This is a genomic window from Providencia vermicola (assembly GCF_020381325.1).
Classification (GTDB): domain Bacteria; phylum Pseudomonadota; class Gammaproteobacteria; order Enterobacterales; family Enterobacteriaceae; genus Providencia; species Providencia vermicola.
Genome location: NZ_JAGSPI010000009.1, coordinates 54,372 through 72,769, shown reverse-complemented (window position 1 = coordinate 72,769; position 18,398 = coordinate 54,372). Strand labels below are relative to the sequence as shown.

The 18,398-nt window shown below is 43.2% G+C and carries 18 protein-coding genes and 1 other annotated feature; of the genes, 7 read left to right on the top strand and 11 right to left on the bottom strand.

Going from position 1 to position 18,398, the window contains the following annotated elements; genetic code table 11:
• Positions 1 to 17 precede the first annotated feature (17 nt).
• Positions 18 to 139, bottom strand: a sequence feature (Thr leader region).
• On the bottom strand, positions 78 to 146 hold the full coding sequence (gene thrL, locus KDJ85_RS19280; RefSeq protein WP_071548816.1) for a thr operon leader peptide: 69 nt from the start codon (positions 144 to 146) through the stop codon (positions 78 to 80). (Overlaps the previous feature by 62 nt.)
• Positions 147 to 1,202: 1,056 nt before the next feature.
• Here thrL and arcA point away from each other — a divergent pair.
• Positions 1,203 to 1,919: a two-component system response regulator ArcA gene (gene arcA, locus KDJ85_RS14290; RefSeq protein ID WP_225820241.1), complete on the top strand. Its 717-nt coding sequence runs from the start codon at positions 1,203 to 1,205 to the stop codon at positions 1,917 to 1,919.
• 73 nt (positions 1,920 to 1,992) lie between these two features.
• On the opposite strand, the gene creA is transcribed toward arcA, so the two are convergent.
• Positions 1,993 to 2,469: a protein CreA gene (gene creA / locus KDJ85_RS14285; RefSeq protein ID WP_225820240.1), complete on the bottom strand. Its 477-nt coding sequence runs from the start codon at positions 2,467 to 2,469 to the stop codon at positions 1,993 to 1,995.
• A 179-nt stretch (positions 2,470 to 2,648) separates the two neighbouring features.
• Between creA and robA the strand changes: the two genes are divergently transcribed.
• Complete coding sequence (robA, locus tag KDJ85_RS14280; protein ID WP_206084508.1) at positions 2,649 to 3,563, top strand: MDR efflux pump AcrAB transcriptional activator RobA; 915 nt, start codon at positions 2,649 to 2,651, stop codon at positions 3,561 to 3,563.
• Positions 3,564 to 3,606: 43 nt separating this feature from the next.
• Here robA and gpmB read toward each other — a convergent pair whose 3' ends face one another.
• Complete coding sequence (gpmB, locus tag KDJ85_RS14275) at positions 3,607 to 4,254, bottom strand: 2,3-diphosphoglycerate-dependent phosphoglycerate mutase GpmB (RefSeq protein ID WP_225820239.1); 648 nt, start codon at positions 4,252 to 4,254, stop codon at positions 3,607 to 3,609.
• A 52-nt stretch (positions 4,255 to 4,306) separates the two neighbouring features.
• On the opposite strand from gpmB, the gene yjjX reads away from it, so the two are divergent.
• Positions 4,307 to 4,843 carry an inosine/xanthosine triphosphatase gene (yjjX, locus tag KDJ85_RS14270; protein ID WP_047756997.1) on the top strand — a complete coding sequence of 179 codons (537 nt, stop codon included), beginning with the start codon at positions 4,307 to 4,309 and terminating at the stop codon, positions 4,841 to 4,843.
• A gap of 239 nt (positions 4,844 to 5,082) precedes the next feature.
• Here the strand turns inward: yjjX and trpR are convergent, their stop codons facing one another.
• The 4 genes from trpR to KDJ85_RS14250 form a co-directional block, all read right to left on the bottom strand.
• The gene (gene trpR / locus KDJ85_RS14265; protein ID WP_225820238.1) at positions 5,083 to 5,400 is read right to left on the bottom strand and encodes a trp operon repressor; all 318 of its coding nucleotides are present in this window, start codon (positions 5,398 to 5,400) and stop codon (positions 5,083 to 5,085) included.
• A gap of 382 nt (positions 5,401 to 5,782) precedes the next feature.
• Positions 5,783 to 7,696 (bottom strand): murein transglycosylase, encoded by a 1,914-nt coding sequence (sltY, locus tag KDJ85_RS14260; protein WP_225820237.1) that lies wholly within the window; start codon positions 7,694 to 7,696, stop codon positions 5,783 to 5,785.
• Between the two features lie 294 nt (positions 7,697 to 7,990).
• Positions 7,991 to 8,293 carry a HigA family addiction module antitoxin gene (locus tag KDJ85_RS14255; RefSeq protein ID WP_225820236.1) on the bottom strand — a complete coding sequence of 101 codons (303 nt, stop codon included), beginning with the start codon at positions 8,291 to 8,293 and terminating at the stop codon, positions 7,991 to 7,993.
• A 10-nt stretch (positions 8,294 to 8,303) separates the two neighbouring features.
• Positions 8,304 to 8,585 (bottom strand): type II toxin-antitoxin system RelE/ParE family toxin, encoded by a 282-nt coding sequence (locus KDJ85_RS14250; RefSeq protein WP_225820235.1) that lies wholly within the window; start codon positions 8,583 to 8,585, stop codon positions 8,304 to 8,306.
• Between the two features lie 259 nt (positions 8,586 to 8,844).
• On the opposite strand from KDJ85_RS14250, the gene ettA reads away from it, so the two are divergent.
• Positions 8,845 to 10,512 carry an energy-dependent translational throttle protein EttA gene (gene ettA, locus KDJ85_RS14245; RefSeq protein WP_225820234.1) on the top strand — a complete coding sequence of 556 codons (1,668 nt, stop codon included), beginning with the start codon at positions 8,845 to 8,847 and terminating at the stop codon, positions 10,510 to 10,512.
• Positions 10,513 to 10,730: 218 nt separating this feature from the next.
• Here the strand turns inward: ettA and nadR are convergent, their stop codons facing one another.
• The 3 genes from nadR to serB form a co-directional block, all read right to left on the bottom strand.
• Positions 10,731 to 11,966 (bottom strand): multifunctional transcriptional regulator/nicotinamide-nucleotide adenylyltransferase/ribosylnicotinamide kinase NadR, encoded by a 1,236-nt coding sequence (nadR, locus tag KDJ85_RS14240; RefSeq protein ID WP_225820233.1) that lies wholly within the window; start codon positions 11,964 to 11,966, stop codon positions 10,731 to 10,733.
• A gap of 24 nt (positions 11,967 to 11,990) precedes the next feature.
• On the bottom strand, positions 11,991 to 13,376 hold the full coding sequence (gene radA / locus KDJ85_RS14235) for a DNA repair protein RadA (RefSeq protein WP_047756332.1): 1,386 nt from the start codon (positions 13,374 to 13,376) through the stop codon (positions 11,991 to 11,993).
• 469 nt (positions 13,377 to 13,845) lie between these two features.
• Positions 13,846 to 14,823, bottom strand: a complete 978-nt coding sequence (gene serB / locus KDJ85_RS14230; protein WP_225820232.1) for a phosphoserine phosphatase — start codon at positions 14,821 to 14,823, stop codon at positions 13,846 to 13,848.
• A 191-nt stretch (positions 14,824 to 15,014) separates the two neighbouring features.
• Between serB and KDJ85_RS14225 the strand changes: the two genes are divergently transcribed.
• Positions 15,015 to 15,770, top strand: coding sequence for an AhpA/YtjB family protein (locus KDJ85_RS14225; protein ID WP_225820231.1), 756 nt, complete (start codon positions 15,015 to 15,017; stop codon positions 15,768 to 15,770).
• A 3-nt stretch (positions 15,771 to 15,773) separates the two neighbouring features.
• Here KDJ85_RS14225 and KDJ85_RS14220 read toward each other — a convergent pair whose 3' ends face one another.
• Positions 15,774 to 16,556: an energy transducer TonB gene (locus tag KDJ85_RS14220; protein ID WP_225820230.1), complete on the bottom strand. Its 783-nt coding sequence runs from the start codon at positions 16,554 to 16,556 to the stop codon at positions 15,774 to 15,776.
• A 200-nt stretch (positions 16,557 to 16,756) separates the two neighbouring features.
• Between KDJ85_RS14220 and KDJ85_RS14215 the strand changes: the two genes are divergently transcribed.
• Together KDJ85_RS14215 and KDJ85_RS14210 are read left to right on the top strand one after the other, a co-directional pair.
• A complete protein-coding gene (locus tag KDJ85_RS14215; protein ID WP_047756334.1) occupies positions 16,757 to 17,290 on the top strand; it encodes an RNA polymerase sigma factor in 534 nt (177 codons plus the stop codon).
• A gap of 2 nt (positions 17,291 to 17,292) precedes the next feature.
• Complete coding sequence (locus KDJ85_RS14210) at positions 17,293 to 18,282, top strand: FecR family protein (RefSeq protein WP_225820229.1); 990 nt, start codon at positions 17,293 to 17,295, stop codon at positions 18,280 to 18,282.
• Positions 18,283 to 18,398 lie beyond the last annotated feature (116 nt).

The following is an 18,398-nucleotide window of genomic DNA, read 5'->3' as shown; positions in this document are numbered from 1 at the left end:
CTCTCCTGAATTAACACCAAAAAAAAGCCCGCATCTGGTAGGGATGCGGGCTTTTTCATTTTTATTTTTTGGATGCGTCAGCCCGCCCCGTTTCCTGTGGTTACGGTGGTGGTGGTAATAATAATAGTCAGGCTGATATTACGCATAAATTCTGTCTGTCTCATTAAATCCATTAGGTTTCTTCCTATACGGTTAAAGCAATTGCTATAAATTGTCAAATTTATTTGTAAAAACACATGGCTAAAATTGCTTTTTTTTGATTAAAAATTATCTATAAAAAGAGCCAAACCTTGAATAAAAACAGAGCAAATGTAAAAAATACAGTTTTTAGCACCATAAAATACAAAATTACCAGCTTAATATCTTTTTGAAAATTTTAATTCAAAACAGGTCATTAAATAACCAAAAATAACACGTACCCTGACTTTACTGTGAGCGATGTACATCTCTAAAAACAAAAAATTCATTGTTGTTTTGATTTTGTCTTCCCAAGTAAAATCACCTACCCAGAACTAAGTATTTTTACCTATCAATATGATTTTATTGGTATCTATCCAACAAAAATACTGAGTAATATGTTTCTTAATTGTAAAAAAAGCCAATTAACTAAAATAAAATAAAAGGCTTTCCAAACTAAACACCATAAAAACCTAAGATAGGTGTTTTTATTTTATTTTCCCGCTATCACTGATTCTCCAAAGCCGTTTTCTGGCAATGCAAATAACCCTCTAGAATTCGAACCCGGTCACAAATTGAGCATTATTAATTATGGTATATTTAGCGCGCTAAAAACTTAATGCTTTAATATCAACCCCCAACAGGAATCCTTCTCATTAGCTCCTGCAATTTTAAGCTCCTATCTGATATCTAAACCACAAGTTAATTTATATAATTATCTCCCTAACAATTTTTGTTAACGTGCTACAATTGATTTTGATATGTATCAACAAAAGTTAGTTTTTTAGGTGGTAAATGCAGTATTAGCTGTTATATTGCTGTTAACAGCCCAATATTGGGAGAGTGCTTATATTTTGATTCACTTTTAGAGTCAATTGCTAGAAACGGCAACATAAAGTCACTGTTGAATTTCAAAACAAATTTATACTCATAAACGTGTTTTTCCAGAGAACAATATCAATAACCACCTAACTGGAAACGGCTTGTGAGTTCAGTATTTTTATTTTAATACTTAGGTAGCAACTATGCAGACCCCACACATTTTGATTGTTGAAGATGAGATTGTCACACGCAATACGCTGAAAAGTATCTTTGAAGCGGAAGGCTATGTGGTTCATGAGGCAACTGATGGCGAGGAGATGAATAACATTCTCTCTGAACATGATATCAATTTAGTCATCATGGATATTAACTTACCAGGTAAAAACGGTTTATTATTGGCGCGTGAGTTACGCGAACAAGAAAGCATCGCTTTAATGTTCCTAACAGGCCGTGATAACGAAGTTGATAAAATCCTTGGCCTCGAAATCGGCGCTGATGATTATATCACCAAACCATTTAACCCACGCGAACTGACCATTCGTGCGCGTAACTTGTTATCTCGTACCATGAATTTAGCAGGGGGTTCTGAAGAACGCCGCCTCGTTGAAAGCTATAAATTCAATGGTTGGGAATTGGACATTAACAGCCGTTCATTAGTCAGCCCTGCTGGTGAACACTACAAATTACCACGTAGTGAATTCCGTGCGATGCTGCATTTCTGTGAGAATCCGGGCAAAATTCAAACCCGTGCGGATTTACTGAAGAAAATGACTGGTCGTGAATTAAAACCACACGACAGAACGGTTGACGTAACTATCCGTCGTATCCGTAAACACTTTGAATCGACACCAGACACGCCAGAAATCATCGCGACTATTCACGGTGAAGGCTATCGTTTCTGTGGTGATTTAGACGAATAATTAGCACTCTAATTTTTCGACGTAAAAAAGCACCTTTTCAGGTGCTTTTTTTGTGTTTATCACTCTCTCAGCATCACCAAGGCATAATCGGCACAGCACTTAAAGCATTTTTCGGGGAACCGTCGATCATTTTATCTGAGTAAGTTAAATAAATTAGTGCATTCCGTTTTGGGTCATAAAAACGCACCACTTGCAGCTTTTTGAAAACTAACGACGTTCTTTTTTGGAAAACAACCTGACCTTTTGTTGGCTTGCGTTTTACGCGGTCGCTCAATTCAATAGGGCCAACTTGTTGGCAGGAAATTGCTGCATCTGAAGTATCTTCCGCTAACCCCAACCCGCCCTTGATCCCGCCCGTTTTTGAACGACTCAAATAGCATGTGACATTTTCAACATCGGGATCATCAAAGGCTTCAACAACAATTTTATGGTCTGGCCCAAAAATTTTAAACACAGTATCCACTGAACCAACTTCTTCAGCGAGCGCTGAACCAGACGTCACCGCTAATAATGACGCAAATACAACCTTTTTTAATGTGGAAAAACGCATACTGGGTTTCCTATTTAATTTAAACCAATAAAACACCGTTACAGAGTTAATTATTCACTTTTCTAACTAATTCTCAAATACAACTCATTTACTATAAACGAAAAAGATAACTTGATATAGAATAGCAATTCATTGATAGATTATATCTGTTCTATAAGTCGCATTGGCTGGGGATATACATGGATCAAACTAATATTATTCGCGACTTGCTTCGCTGGATAGATGATAACCTCGATAAACCGCTTTCGCTGGATAATGTCGCCGCAAAAGCAGGCTACTCTAAGTGGCACTTGCAACGTATGTTTAAAGAGGTCACTGACCAAGCGATTGGCGCTTATATTCGAGCCAGAAGGCTTTCTCGTGCGGCTGTAGCACTACGTTTAACCAGCCGACCAATTTTAGATATTGCTCTGCAATATCGCTTTGACTCGCAACAAACATTTACGCGCGCCTTTAAAAAGCAGTTTAACCTAACGCCCGCTTTTTATCGCCGCAGTGAAGAATGGTGCGCCGCGGGTATTTGCCCGCCAATTATTTTAGATAACCACGTCAATATTGATCATGAGTTTATGCAAATGCCTGAGCTGTCACTGGTTGGCTTAGAACAAAGCTGTTCATATGCTCTCGAAGAATGGTCAACTGCGTGTTCGAAAATGCGCCAATCGTTCTGGCACTACTATTTGGATAACACGACAACTATTGCCTCTGAGGTTTTTGGCTTGCATCATGCGATCCATAATCCCGAAAAAGAGGATGAGCAGACAGTGTTTTATACCACGGCTGTAAAACCAGAAGATGCGAGTTTCAATACGGATCAATACTCGAATATCACCCTACCGAGTGGAAATTACGTCAAATTTTCATTTAGTGGCGTGCCAACTCGTGATGCACTGCAAGAGTTTTTGTATCAAATCTACGGTGTTTATTTACCAAAACTCAATTTAACCCGTCGACCAGGTTATGATATCGAACACTATCGATTAAAAAACATAGAGTTACATAACATAAAACCTGACAGTGATGACCCCAAAACGCACATCGATACGTTTGACTATTATGTCCCTATCAAAACGGATGTTGCTGCAGCAGCTTAATTGGAAGGCGTTTCACCGTTGAAACGCCTTTTTCCTATCACTACTATCCCTGCTGTTCATCCAACGCGGGTTGCGTAAGATGAGTAACTTCCCCTGCCGTTTCAACAATCCAACCACTCGCTAACCAAGGGCTGTTTTGGTAATCCACGCGAGATAACGAGCAATTACGTAAACGTAAACGACGCTCTGAGTATGCAGGAACCCCCATGATACGGCTAATTAATGAACTCAATGCAATACCGTGACTCACTAATAATGGTCGGCTACCTTCAGGCAAGTCTAAGCAGCTATTTAACGCGGCAAACATACGAGTGTAGAGCTCCTCCATGGATTCACCATTCGGGATACGCCCACCGCGAGTGCCATCAATCAAACTTTTGCGCCACTGTTCTTCTTCTTCCGTCAATGATTCAATCGCTCTTTGCTCTAACACGCCCATATTTAGTTCACGTAGACGCGGTTCTGTGATAATTTCACATCCGCATACACTTGCAATGATTTGTGCAGTTTCTAGTGTGCGCCCCATATCACTAGTGATAATATGGGTAATGCCTTCTGATTTTATCCTTTCAGCCACCTGCTTTGCTTGCAATCGTCCTGTGGCTGTCAGAGGGCTATCAGATTGTCCCTGGATGCGACGAGCCAAATTCCATTCAGTTTCGCCATGGCGAACAAGATAAACCTGTAACATAGATGTGTTCCGTTATTACTTTTCGAAGTATGTGTTCAAAGGAAAATAATGAATGTACCAAGTTATAGCTGCAACGACTAACCCTGCCAAAATTAAAGCGATCAATCTAGCTTTCGATGCTGTATTTGGGCCAGGCAGTTATCAAATTGAAGATATTAATGTCGATAGCAGTGTTCCACAGCAACCTATCGGTAATAATGAAACCCGTACAGGTGCTAGGCAACGCGTGATGGCTTCAAGACAAGTTCGCCCTGAAGCCGACTTTTGGGTCGGTATTGAAGCAGGTATTGATGATGACATGACTTTCGCTTGGATTGTCATTGAACACAAACAAATTCGCGGTGAGTCTCGCTCTGCAAGTATTATGATCCCAGAAAAAATTCTGGCAGGTATTCGCGAAGGTCGTGAACTCGGCGATGAAATGGCCTTTTTGACGGGTATCGATAATATCAAACAACAAGGTGGTGCCATCGGTTTTTTCACTGACGGTGTATTAACCCGCACCAGTGTTTACCAACAAGCCTTGATATTGGCTTTGGTTCCCATTAAGCATGAAATTTATAAAGAGCTAAACCAAGTCGAAGACTAATTATACTCAAAATAATTAAAATTGCATGTCGGCAAAAGCACCACTTTTATACACACCAAAGTATGGGAAACCATACTTTTTTTATATGCACTAATTCAAAGTATAACAAATAAAGATATTCTAGATAATTCGTGCGGTGACTAGGCGACCAGCGAGGATAGCTTGGGGAGCATACACAAGTATGTGACCCAAGTAGCCGAGAGCAGTCAACAACGTCATCGTGCGAAGTATGACGAATATCAGAGGAGTTGTTGCTCCAGCCACACCTTCACAGGAATAGGCGCTGATTTTAGGCTATTAGACCCACGTGTAATTGTTGCGATCCCAACACCGAGCTCATTTTTTAGTTCTCGTTGGCTCATTTCACCGCGCATCAGCTCTTGTACGATTCTGACTCGAGTCGCTAGTGCCGTTCGTTCATCAGGGGTGAGTAATAATTGCAGAACTGGCAATTGAATATCTTGTTCAAAGGCCAATTGAAGTAAATTCACAAAGCGCAGCCAGTCAGCGTTCTCATCGGCTGTTAGCGCCGGATCATGGTGTTGATTTGCTGTCATCGTTTATCCATCCATACTATTTAACTAGTACAAATAATAACACACTCTAATTAGAAATCATCAACCAAACGCTTTTCAAGCTTCAATAATACAAAAAATAACCAGATTTCATTTAGTTACTGCATTAATACGCTAAATAGTTTGAGTTGTGACTAGCCGACCAGCGAGGATAGCCCTAGGAGCATACACAAGTATGTGAGTAGGGCTAACACATGAAGCCAACACTCCTACAATTCGCAATATGACAAATCTTAATACTCAAAATAGTTCGGATTGTAGGTAGGCGGCGAGTGACGCTAAGCCCTAGGAGCATACACAAGTATGTGACTAGGGCTAACACATGAAGCCAACACCCCTATTATTCGAAATATGAAGAGTATTTTTAGTATTTCATATTCCATTCGTGGGGAAGTAAAACCTTACTCCCCTTTTGCCCCATAAAATGACGATAAAATAAATCATACGACAGCACATTTTTCACGTACCCGCGAGTTTCCGAGAATGGAATACTTTCAACAAATGCCACGGCATCGATGCGACCACCGCTGTTTCCTAACCAACGTGTCACTCGTGATGGGCCTGCGTTATAGGCTGCGCTGGCTAAGATACGGTTGTTACCAAATTGCTGATACACATCTTCCAGATAAGCCGTCCCTAGCTCGATATTCATCGTTGGGTTAGTTAGCTGGCTCGTATTCACATAATCAATCCCCTGCTTCTGCGCAGTATGTTTTGCGGTTGCTGGCATTAACTGCATCAAACCTGTCGCACCAACAGGTGAACGTGCCTGCGGGTTCCAAGCACTTTCTTGGCGGGCGATTGCCATTGCATAACTTTTTTGTATATCTTTTGACTTGGTATACAGATTAAATTCTTTATCCCACGCCAATGGGAAGCGCTCTTCAAGGTGATCCCACAGTTTTGCCGTGATCGTCGCTTGCACGCTGAGATCCGCCCATTTATTATCGAACGCATAACGTGCCAGTTGTTCTTGTTGGTTTGCTGGGCGGGATGCCACCAAGCTTGCCCATTCTGAACGCGCTAAATTATCCATTTCCCAATACATCAGCTCTCTCACGCGTTGGACTTCAGGTAACTGGCTGATACTTTCATCTGGTTTTACTGCACTTTTGACTAAAATAGGGTAATCAATCCCTAACACTTGCGCGGCGACCATTGGGTAAAACCCGCGTTTTTCAGTTAGCTGACGAAGTAGTGTCTCGCCTTCCGCTTTTTTCCCTGCATCAATTAGCGTGATAGCTTGCCAGTATTGCCACTCTTCCTTGTTCTTCACTTCAGCTGGAAGCTGTCTTAACCATGAAGCTACACCTGTTTTATCCCCTTGGCCTAACGCAAGGCGAACACGACGTTCTTTCAAAGAAGCTGAATGACTTTCCTGAATCGTCTCATCACGCCACTGTGCTTGTTCAGGCGTCACATCCCCCATGTATTGCCATGCAATGCTGTCTTTTAACTGTTGGCTCTCCGCCATATTCATTTTTTGCGCAGAACTGACACTGCTTAATGCCGTACGAGCTGCGTCTGGTGATTGCCTAGCATAGCGGTTGAATGCCGCAATAGTCGCTTGGCGTGTAAAGTCTGTTGGTGTCACTGTTTTGGCAAACGAAACCACCGAAGCTGGCTCGTTTTGCAGTTTAATCAATGCATCACCGATGGTTTTATAACTCGGAGGTAGGCGTTTTGCTAAATAGCTAGCAATCGACGGATTACCTTCTTTAATCGCAAGGTTAATACGTTCAAGCACCATTTCAGCACTTAAATAGCCCGCTTTTTCCCATTCATTAAACAGCTTATCGCAGGCCGCAGGCATGGAATGACCATTTAGCCACGCTTTTTCAGCGCCTTGCCAAGCCACTTGCTTATTTCCTACCGCCCAGTTTGCGAAGTAGAAATTACACTGTGCTTCAGCGGGTTTTGGCGCTTCAGGGCTAAATTCAAGCAGTGATTTCCATTCTTGGCGACGAGCAAGTTCGTTGACAAAACGTGTTTTTAAATTCTTAGCAACAGGTAACGTTGGGTAGGCGTTAATAAACTCTTGAACCTGACGAGGTGAAACAATATCAAGATCTTGCGTCAGCTCACGGTAAGCCAAATAGGGATAAAGAGGATAGTCATGCAACGTCGGCAATAACCGCTCCACTTCATCCATTTTATTTGCATCCCAAGCAATTTTAATCGCTTGATACCGATCCCGCTGTGACTGTAGGGAATCTGCCCATACGGTGCTAGAAACCAGCATCATTGTCACTGGAACTGCCGCTAACCAACGTTTCATATCCACTCGCTCCATCGCTAAACTAAAGTCAAAATACAGGAGAACCCATAACCTATATATACCCCAAATAATTCGAGTTGCATGTAAGCGACAAGCGAAGATAGACGGGAAGCATAGATAAACTATGTGACTCGGCTAGCTGAGCGCAGTCACTTATACTTAAACGAAAAGCGCTGCAACTTGAAGGATTACGGGTATATTAAACATATATCAATAATGTTAATGCTACCGAAAGTTTTTATCGAGCAACAGCGGAGAGTTCCTGAATTGACCTGTTTTACAGTCTTTTACGTATCATTTATGCAGTTCCGTATCCACTTGAGTCGGAAATAAAGGTTTGATTGCTGGCCGCTCTGCTAAAGAGGCTTGCCACAGCTCATATTGAGCCTGCATTTCTACCCACATCTTTGCACTGGTTCCTAATGCCATTTCCAAGCGGATCGCCATATCTGCCGAAACGCCACTGCTACCATTAAGAATACGTGATAATGTTGCACGTGTGACACCCAGCCCTTTCGCAGCGTCTGTCACTGAAATTCCCTCTAAATACTCACGCAGCACCATACCAGGGTGTACAGGGTTATGCATTTTATTCATGATTTTCACCTTAATGATAATCTTGATAATCAACGAGGATGGCATCTTCACCCTCAAATTTAAACGTTAACCGCCAATTTCCATTGACGGATATTGACCAATGGCTTTGCAAATCTGCACCTTTTAGCTGATGGAGTTTCCAACTTGGTGCAGACATATCTTGTGGTCTTTTGGCCGTATTTAACGCAGTAAGCTGTATCCGTAATTTTGTAATATGTTTCGCTTGAATACCTGAGGTCATTCCCATCCTAAAAAAACGCTCTATTCCTTTGTGCTTAAAACTTTTTATCACAATTCACTCCCTGTATAGCGTATCGATTCACTATACAGTCAGCACTAGAAAAGTAAATGTTTAAAAATAAAACACCGCTGTTATCTGTCTATCTCTCTCATCTGATAACGGGGAGGGATGGATGATCCTCTGATGTTCAGGTATAGTTCAGGACAAACAATTTATCGCGGTTTTTCTCTGCTCTTTAGGGTATTTCCCCTTGAAGTACATAAAGCTGCATAAAATTAAAATTCCCTTTATAAAACAAAAGGTAAATAACTTGGCTCAATTCGTTTATAGTATGTATCGAGTTGGAAAGATTGTTCCACCGAAACGTCATATTTTAAAAAATATCTCTCTGAGCTTCTTCCCAGGGGCTAAGATCGGTGTTTTAGGTCTCAACGGTGCGGGTAAATCAACATTACTGCGCATCATGGCGGGTATTGATACCGATATCGAAGGTGAAGCACGCCCACAACCTGGTTTAAAAATTGGCTACTTACCACAGGAACCTAAACTAAACCTTGAGCACACAGTGCGTGAAGCAGTGGAAGAGGCTGTTGGCGAAGTTAAACGTGCATTAACACGTTTAGATGAAGTTTACGCAGCTTACGCTGAGGAAGGTGCAGATTTCGATAAACTGGCCAAAGAACAAGGTGAGTTAGAAGCGATTATTTCCGCGCAAGATGGCCACAATTTAGATAACCAACTGGAACGTGCCGCTGATGCGCTGCGTTTACCCGCTTGGGATGCAAAAATCGAAAACCTCTCTGGGGGTGAACGCCGCCGTGTGGCAATTTGCCGCCTGCTGCTGGAAAAACCAGACATGCTGCTGCTCGATGAGCCAACCAACCACTTGGATGCCGAATCCGTTGCGTGGTTAGAGCGCTTCTTACATGACTACGAAGGCACCGTTGTGGCCATCACGCATGACCGTTACTTCTTAGATAACGTTGCCGGTTGGATCCTCGAACTTGACCGTGGCGAAGGTATTCCATGGGAAGGCAACTATTCTTCATGGCTTGAGCAAAAAGATGAACGTTTGGCGCAAGAAGCATCAACTGAAGCCGCTCGCCGTAAGTCTATCGAGAAAGAACTTGAATGGATCCGCCAAAATCCAAAAGGCCGTCAATCGAAAGGTAAGGCGCGTCTGGCTCGTTTTGAAGAACTTAATAACGTTGAATATCAAAAACGTAATGAAACAAGCGAACTCTTTATTCCACCTGGACCACGTTTAGGTGACAAAGTGATCGAAGTTGAAAACCTCAGCAAATCTTATGGCGACCGCGTATTAATCGATAACCTGAATTTTTCCATTCCTAAAGGGGCCATTGTTGGGATTATCGGTCCAAACGGTGCGGGTAAGTCCACTCTGTTCCGTATGATTTCAGGCCAAGAGCAACCTGACTCAGGCACAGTCACCTTGGGTGAGACAGTAAAAATTGCGTCTGTTGACCAATTCCGTGACTCAATGGATGACAGCAAAACCGTATGGGAAGAAATTTCTAACGGACAAGACATCATGCGCATCGGCAATTTCGAGATCCCAAGCCGTGCTTACGTTGGCCGCTTTAACTTTAAAGGCGTTGACCAAGGTAAACGTGTTGGCGAGCTATCTGGTGGTGAGCGTGGTCGTTTACACTTAGCAAAACTGCTGCAAGTGGGCGGTAACGTGCTGTTACTCGATGAACCAACCAACGACCTCGACGTAGAAACTTTACGTGCATTAGAAAATGCGCTGTTAGAGTTCCCAGGTTGTGCAATGGTTATTTCCCATGACCGTTGGTTCCTTGACCGTATCGCTACGCATATCATTGATTATCAAGATGAAGGTAATATTACGTTCTTCGAAGGTAACTTCTCTGAGTATGAAGATTACAAGAAGCGGACGTTAGGTGCAGAAGCGTTGCAGCCGCATCGGATGAAATACAAAAGAATGACGAAGTAATCTTCTTTATTCTTCGGCTTGCAGCGATGTTGGCTTCGTTTACTAACCCTAGTCACATACTGATGTATGCTCCTAGGGCTTAGTTTCACTCGCCGCCTACCTGCAAGCCGAATTATTTTGAATATAATGAATTGCCGCTTAATTCTTCTAACGTCTGCGCTTTTAAGGGATAGAGGTAATAAAACGGTGCCCAAATAGCACCGTTTTTATTGGGGGATTTATAGTTCGTCCAACATCAGTAACTGTTGAACTAATGAGATACACTCCAAGAAGCGCGTATCGTAGTCTGAGGACTCCACACGGACAAACTCAATATTATTTTTCTTAAGCATTTCAATGAGTAAATTTTGAAACGCTTTTCGGTCTTTGTCGCTGCCTAAACTTCTCAAGCCATCGGCGACCCATGGCGTGTTGTTCTCTAGAACGATAACCAAATCAAATCGATACTCATCGATTAGCGCTTGAACAAATGGATGCTCTTTACCTTCATAACGTAAACAGAATGCTTGCGTGGTCACAAAGTCTGTATCGATAAACGCCACTTTATTCGCATATTTTACTGCAAAATCAATATATTGAGCATGCCCCAGCGCGATTTTGTCATAATCCGAATATTGCAGCGCCATTTCGTCACCACCTAAATGGCTAAAAACATAATCACGGCCATATTCCCAAGCACTGGATGTATTAAAGATATTGGCCAACTTATTGACCAGTGTGGATTTCCCACTAGATTCACCACCTAAAATCGCCACTTTACGCACAAAGAATGGCTTCACTTCAGTCGGAATATATTCCCAATAACGAAATGGCGCTTGGCGGATTTGATTACCGCTGATATTCATAAACGTGCGTTCTGGGTCGATGAGAATGGTTTCAATACCCAAGTATTTCTTATAGCGGGGGGCATCGTTCGCTTCCCCTGAATAAATAAAACTTGGATTAATATTGTGCTTTTTCAAAAAGCCTTTCATTCCATCGCTCCACACTTCCCAACCGTGTGGATAAGGCTCGATACCTTGTTCATCAAACGAATGAATATGAATATTTTTTTGATATTTAAAGGTTTGTAGCAACCAACGCAATCTGTCGCTCACCGTAGGCTGTTGGGACATGGAGCTATTGACGAACAGCTCTTTATCACGAGGTTCATCGTGGCACAAAATAATGTGCAACTCATCCACTTGGCTACACGCCCGCTGAATAAGATAGATATGCCCCGTATGTAGCGGGTAAAATTTACCAAAAACCACACCAATCGTTTTTTGCTGATTGGGGAATTCCAACCCAAGAAAGCGATGAAGCGCGGCGATTTTTTGGGCACTTGGGCTCTTAATTTTGTCGTTAATCAACTGGCTGAGATAGCCTTTGGTCATATCTGTCGCATCCGCAACCTGTTGAAGCGTATAGCCCGCTCTTTTGATCGCGTTTTTTAGATAGTCAAATTCAGCCATGGTTTTTCCTTTTTGCTCTAAGCGTTATAGCTCATCCAAAATACTTAATGCATCCGCTAATTTCTTCACCCCATACACTTTCATATCTGGTGGTGATTTTTTCGGCATATTGGCATGGGGGACAATAGCGCGTTTAAAACCGTGTTTTGCCGCCTCTGAAATACGCTCTTGCCCACTTGGTACTGGACGAATTTCACCCGCCAACCCGACTTCGCCAAAGACAACAAGGTCACGCGGTAATGGCCTGTCACGGAAACTGGATACGAGAGACAATAGTAAAGCGAGATCAGCACTGGTTTCAGTCACTTTTACGCCCCCAACTACATTCACAAACACGTCTTGATCCGACATTTGCAAACCACCGTGGCGGTGCAACACCGCCAATAAAATAGCTAAGCGGTTTTGCTCTAAACCAACCGCAACACGGCGTGGGTTCGACATCATTGAGTGATCGACCAGCGCTTGGATTTCCACCAGCAGTGGGCGCGTTCCTTCCCATACCACCATCACGGAACTCCCAGACGTAATTTCATCGCCACGACTTAAGAAAATCGCGGAGGGATTGCTCACTTCTTTGAGGCCTTGCTCTGTCATCGCAAACACCCCTAATTCATTCACTGCCCCAAAACGGTTTTTATGGCTGCGTAAAGTCCGGAAACGGTTATCTGCATCACCATCTAGCATAATTGAGCAGTCAATACAGTGTTCAAGCACTTTGGGCCCTGCCAGAGATCCGTCTTTGGTCACGTGACCCACCATAATGATGGCGACACCGCGCGTTTTAGCAAAACGCGTTAAATAGGCTGCCGTTTCACGAACTTGCGCAACACTGCCTGGTGACGATTGAATATCCGCCATATGCATCACCTGGATGGAGTCAATCACCATTAATTTGGGCTGTTCTTGCTCTGCGGTTAAACAAATTTGTTCGATGCTGGTCTCAGAGAGCATATTGAGCGAATCTGTCGGCAAACCTAATCGGTGCGCGCGCATCGCCACCTGTTGCAATGACTCTTCCCCCGTGACATACAGGGTTTTCATTTCGCGAGATAACAAACACATGGTTTGCAGCAGTAAGGTACTTTTACCCGCTCCTGGGTTTCCGCCGATCAGAATAGCACTTCCTGGCACGACACCACCGCCTAATACACGGTCAAACTCTTTAAAACCTGTCGTAAAGCGAGGCAATTCTTCAAGGCTGATATCAGAGAGTTTCTGAACTTTACTCACCCCCGCCGCATTCCCTGCATATCCCGTTAAACGGTCATTACGTGAAGCCGAGTTTGTTGAGGCAAGACGCACTTCCGTAATCGTATTCCATGCATGGCAAGCACTGCATTGCCCCTGCCAACGCGGATAATCCGCCCCGCATTCATTACAGACAAACGCCCTTTTCACCCCTTTCGCCACACCAAACTCCTCGTTAAAATTATTCTGTATTACAACCGACGAACCACAGTGTTCTAATGTTCTTTAGTCTTGAAATCTCGAAAATTAAATTAGCTTAATATTCAAAATGGGTTGTGTTGTAGCAAGGCGGCAAGTGAAGCTAAGCCCTAGGAGCATACACCAGTATGTGACTAGGGTTAGCGAGCGCAGCCAACACCGCTACAGCGCAAACCATGAAGAATAAGGCGGCAAAAGAGGATGTCTTCGGGAGAATACACAAGTATGTGACCCAAGCAGCCGAGTGAAGCCAACACCGCCACAGCAAACTCTTTTATCTCTTAATTTAACGTTAAATCAATCTCATAATATTCAAAATAGTTCGTGTTGTGGCAAGGCGGCAAAGGAGGATGTTTTGGGGAGCATACACAAGTATGTGACCCAAGCAGCCGAGTGAAGCCAACACCGCCACAGCACGAAATATGAAGAATATTTAGCGTTCCTCGTGCTTCAGGCCCCCGCTTAATACACACAACACCCCCATGAGATCCGCATGACGAATCGCCACTTTTGCTCTCGCATATACCTTTGGTTTCGCATGGTACGCTATGCCTAGACCTGCCTTGCGGATCATTTTTAGGTCATTGGCACCATCGCCGATCGCCACGGTTTGCTCTATTGGGATCTCGAGTTTTTCCGCCAGTTTTACTAGGGTTTGCGCTTTATATTTTGCATCAACAATCGGCCCTTTAACTTTCCCTGTTAGCTTGCCATTTTTCACTTCAAGCTGATTCGCGACAGCCGCCACTAATTTGAGTTTTTGTTTTAGGTTGTCGGCGAAAAACGTAAAACCGCCTGAGGCTATTGCAATATGCCAGTTCATCGCTTGTAGCTTACGAACAAGGTTCGTTAACCCAGGCATTAATGGCAGTGTTTCTAAGACTTTATCTAAGATAGCTGCATCTGCGCCTTCCAATAATGCGACACGGGCACGTAGGCTTTCGGTAAAATCCAGTTCCCCCTGCATTGCACGCTCAGTGACCTCGGCCACTTGCTCACCTACCCCTGCTAAGCGAGCGATTTCATCAATACATTCGATTTGGATAGCAGTGGAGTCCATATCCATCAACAATATCCCCGGAGAACGTAAGCGCGGGATTTGCCCTAATGGCACCACGTCTAATAGACATTCGTCAGCGAGCTTTTTAATTCTTGGCGTGATGCTGCCTGCTATCCTTACAACTTGGTAGTCATCAATGCGCCATGAAGACACAATCACAATCGCAATTCCTAGACGTTGTTGGAAATTACTAATCCTCGCTTTATCTAAACCGCGACCATAGAGCAACCACCCACTGTCACCAGCACGATAATCAAGGGGCATCACTTCTTCCCCACTTAAAGAGAGAGGCAAACCAGGCCATTTTTGGATTTCGTCGGGTAGGTAACAATAGGTCAAACTCGTTGACATGAAAATGCGCTCCTGTAATCGAAATAACTTTTTTATAATGATGTGTTGCGAGTAGCCGAACGAAGCCACTATACTAAACTTTAAGGCTTTATAACCTTACGTTTTTACTGTGAAAACGAAATATAAACCCCTATTACTTGAGTATAAGGCTATCTTTATACTCAAAATAAGTCGAGAGCACCAATAAAGCAATGAAACGCACCTTCAGGCTACATAAAACTGTCATTATCGTTATCTGCGTTGCGCTGGTAACTTTACTGATGCACGGCATTTCCTATTTAGGTTATAGCCAAAATCAAAGCCGAATCGAGCAATTTAAACAATTGACTTATGTTCTTGCTGAACAGGTTGCTTTCAGCTTATCTGATTATATTGTTCCTGGCAGCAAAGATTTTAATTTGGAACGAATTAATGCCAATTTAAATAATGTGGCAAAAGACCGCTATATTTTAGATGCGAGTATCTACACCGCGAGTGGGACATTGGTCACTCAAGTTGGAGAACCAACAACAGTCAAAGAACGCCTTGCCATTGACAATAATTCTTCGCTGCAAAACTTTCAATATCAACTCGTTGTCCCTATTCAAGGCGCGAAAGAACCGAAAGGCTACTTACGCCTGACAATTGATACCGAATTGCTGGCAGCGGAAATTCAGCAAGCAGATAACAGCACCAATGTATTACGTATTTTTATTTTATTCGCGTTGTGCATAGGTTTTGTTTTGGCCAATACCTTACTGAAATTGAAGAAAAAGAAAGGCCACAAACAGCCACCACCGTTAGTGGTAAATACTGAAGAAAATAACGAAGAAAATGAAGTAGATAACCAAAGCGATGAGCCGGCTATTCGCGCAAAACCAGTCCGATTGCGGCGCAAAAAAGAGCCTCGTCCTTATCGACCAAAACGGCCTGCGTCAAAACGCAAGCCGTCACAATCGGAAAAATAGCGCTTAAATTGAGGTTGTATCAAACACAATCGGAGCAATAAATTCAACACGTCCATCAACTAATAAGGTTTCTGGCGGTACTGGAAAAGGTGCCGCGCGTGAAATTGTTGCAATGGCCTCTTTATCTAAAATTTTTGTGCCTGACGAATTAAACAAACTCGCGGTGACAACTTCCCCTTTGCTATCCAGCACCACTTTCACTTGGGAAACCCCTGTTGAGCGAAAACGCAGCGCTGCTCGTGGGTAACGCTTTGTTTTTGCAATGCGTTGATGGACTTCGCTTTGCCACCCTTGGTGACCACTTACTGCCATTGAGGCATTGCTAGAAAAGTTTGCACTGCTGCTGGATTCACTTCCTGACGCGGGTGCGGATGTCACTGCAGACTCTTGGGTTGTCACAGGGGCATCTTCAAACACTTTTTTCTCTTGAGGCATTTTTTTCTTTGGTGGGCGTTTTTTCTCCGTCACTTTCGTTAACGTACCGTTATCCACCAGTGCAGTTTCAGGCAATTTCTCTGCTTTTTCCACCACTTCTGGCAAGGTTTCCTCGCGAGTCACCACTTGCTGTTTAGGCGCATGGTTCACCTCAGGCTCCGCTTGCTGCTCTAGCTGATAAACCCCGAGTTGCAAAGAAATTGCTGGTGGCAATACGCCTGTTTTGGGGATGGAAGACGTAAACCATCCAATAAAAATAATTGCTAGTGTTCCGTGGAAAAGACAACTCAACGCCAAACCGCCCAGTGGACGGAAAATCGGGCGTTCTAACTTGCCCGTTATACTGCTCATATTCTGCCTCTCGACTTTATTTTTTGCAGATTATAGGCATAATACAAACAAAAATGATATTCATTATTATTATTAAAAACACAATAATTAAAATAAGATATTGATTTATAATAAAAAGTAATCTGAGCGGATTATTCATCAGCGCATTTAGGGCTCCCATCCTGTTATTTGCGCACTTTGATAACATTGACACCAGTAAAATGACCATCGATAAATCCCTTGCCCGCAAAATTAGCGGTGCGTATCAGTCAACTTATAGCCAACTTGTTCGGTTTTTCCGCAATCGGCTAGACAACAGCAACGATGCTGATGATTTATCACAGGATGTGTTTACACTATGGCTTAATCGCAAGGAACAAACACCTGTAAAAGAGAGCCGCGCTTACCTGTTTAAAATTGCAAATCATGTGTTGATTGACCATTGGCGACGTAACCTGCGCCAAACGAAATCAGAAACTACCATTGATGAGATCGCACATGAACACAGTTTAGAGCAACGTGAAGCTGATCCCAGTGAAATATTGGAGCATCAGCAACGTATTCAACAGTTAAGTGAAGCCCTTGAAACTTTGCCTCCTCGTCGACGAGAAGCTTTTTTGCTGTATCGTTTTGATGGGTTATCACAAAGTGAAATCGCTGAGCGAATGGAAATCTCAATCAGTATGGTGGAAAAACACATTGCGGCGGCGCTAGTTCATTGTAAAAAACACCTTGATAATCAGGGCAATAAATAGTCATGACACACGAGCCTTTGCACGAATCAGAGGATATAGACCGCATTGATGAAGAGGCTGCGCTTTGGTTTACCCGAATGCACAGCCAACGCATCAGTGAACAGGAAACCGCGCAATTTAAACAATGGCTTGCGGCGTCCTCTGAACATGCAAAAGCCTATGACTCAATGGCGTCAGTATGGCGTGATTTTGATGCAATGCCTCGCCCTGCCAGTGCTAAAAAAGAGGCAAGTGAAAAACGCCCTTTTTTTCGCCTCTGGCGGCCGCTGGGTAATACATTAGCCGCATTTTTTATCGCCGCTATTTTATTTTTACCTTATAGTCATCTACCTTCCATGTTATTGAATAACATGACGTTGGTGACGACTGATACTCCAAAAGAAGTCACGCTTCCCGATGGTTCTCAATTATTTCTCAACCGCCACACCCGTGTCCGAATTGCCTATGAGACACCTGTGCGTAACCTGTTTCTTGATGAAGGAAATGCATATTTCAAGGTAAAATCAAACCCTTATCGCCCCTTTGTTATTCAGACTGACCAACGGCGCATTCAGGTTGTCGGTACCGAGTTTGAAGTGAATAAGGCCGCGCAGCAGGTTTCGGTGAATGTTAGCCAAGGCATTGTGAGCTTCCAAAGTGAACCAAACTCCCACCCTATTTTTTTGCTCGCAGGCGATAGCGCGATCAGTGCCAGCCCGAGCAGCAAAATTACCCGACAACACGTGGATGCGCAGGATGTCGCGCGCTGGCGCTTTGGCGAATTGGTTTTTGTAGATAAACCCCTTGCTGAAGTACTCGCTGAACTCAAAAACTATTCTGCCGTCAATGTTGAGCTTTCACCTGCCACATTAGCAAACAGTAAAATCTCAGGGCGTATCAATATCCGCCAGCCGAATTTGTTTTTTCAAGCACTTCCTTCGCTATTACCTGTCCAAGTTGTCTATCAAGATAAAAATAACATTTTGATTATCAACAACAAAAAAAATAAATGAAAAATATTTTCATTTGCAGGTGAGGATAATTCTCATTTCACCCTCTTCTTAAGTAGTTCGTTTTTTACTGACTATTTTCCGCACACTTTTTGTGCAGCTTAAGAATAAGGGATATC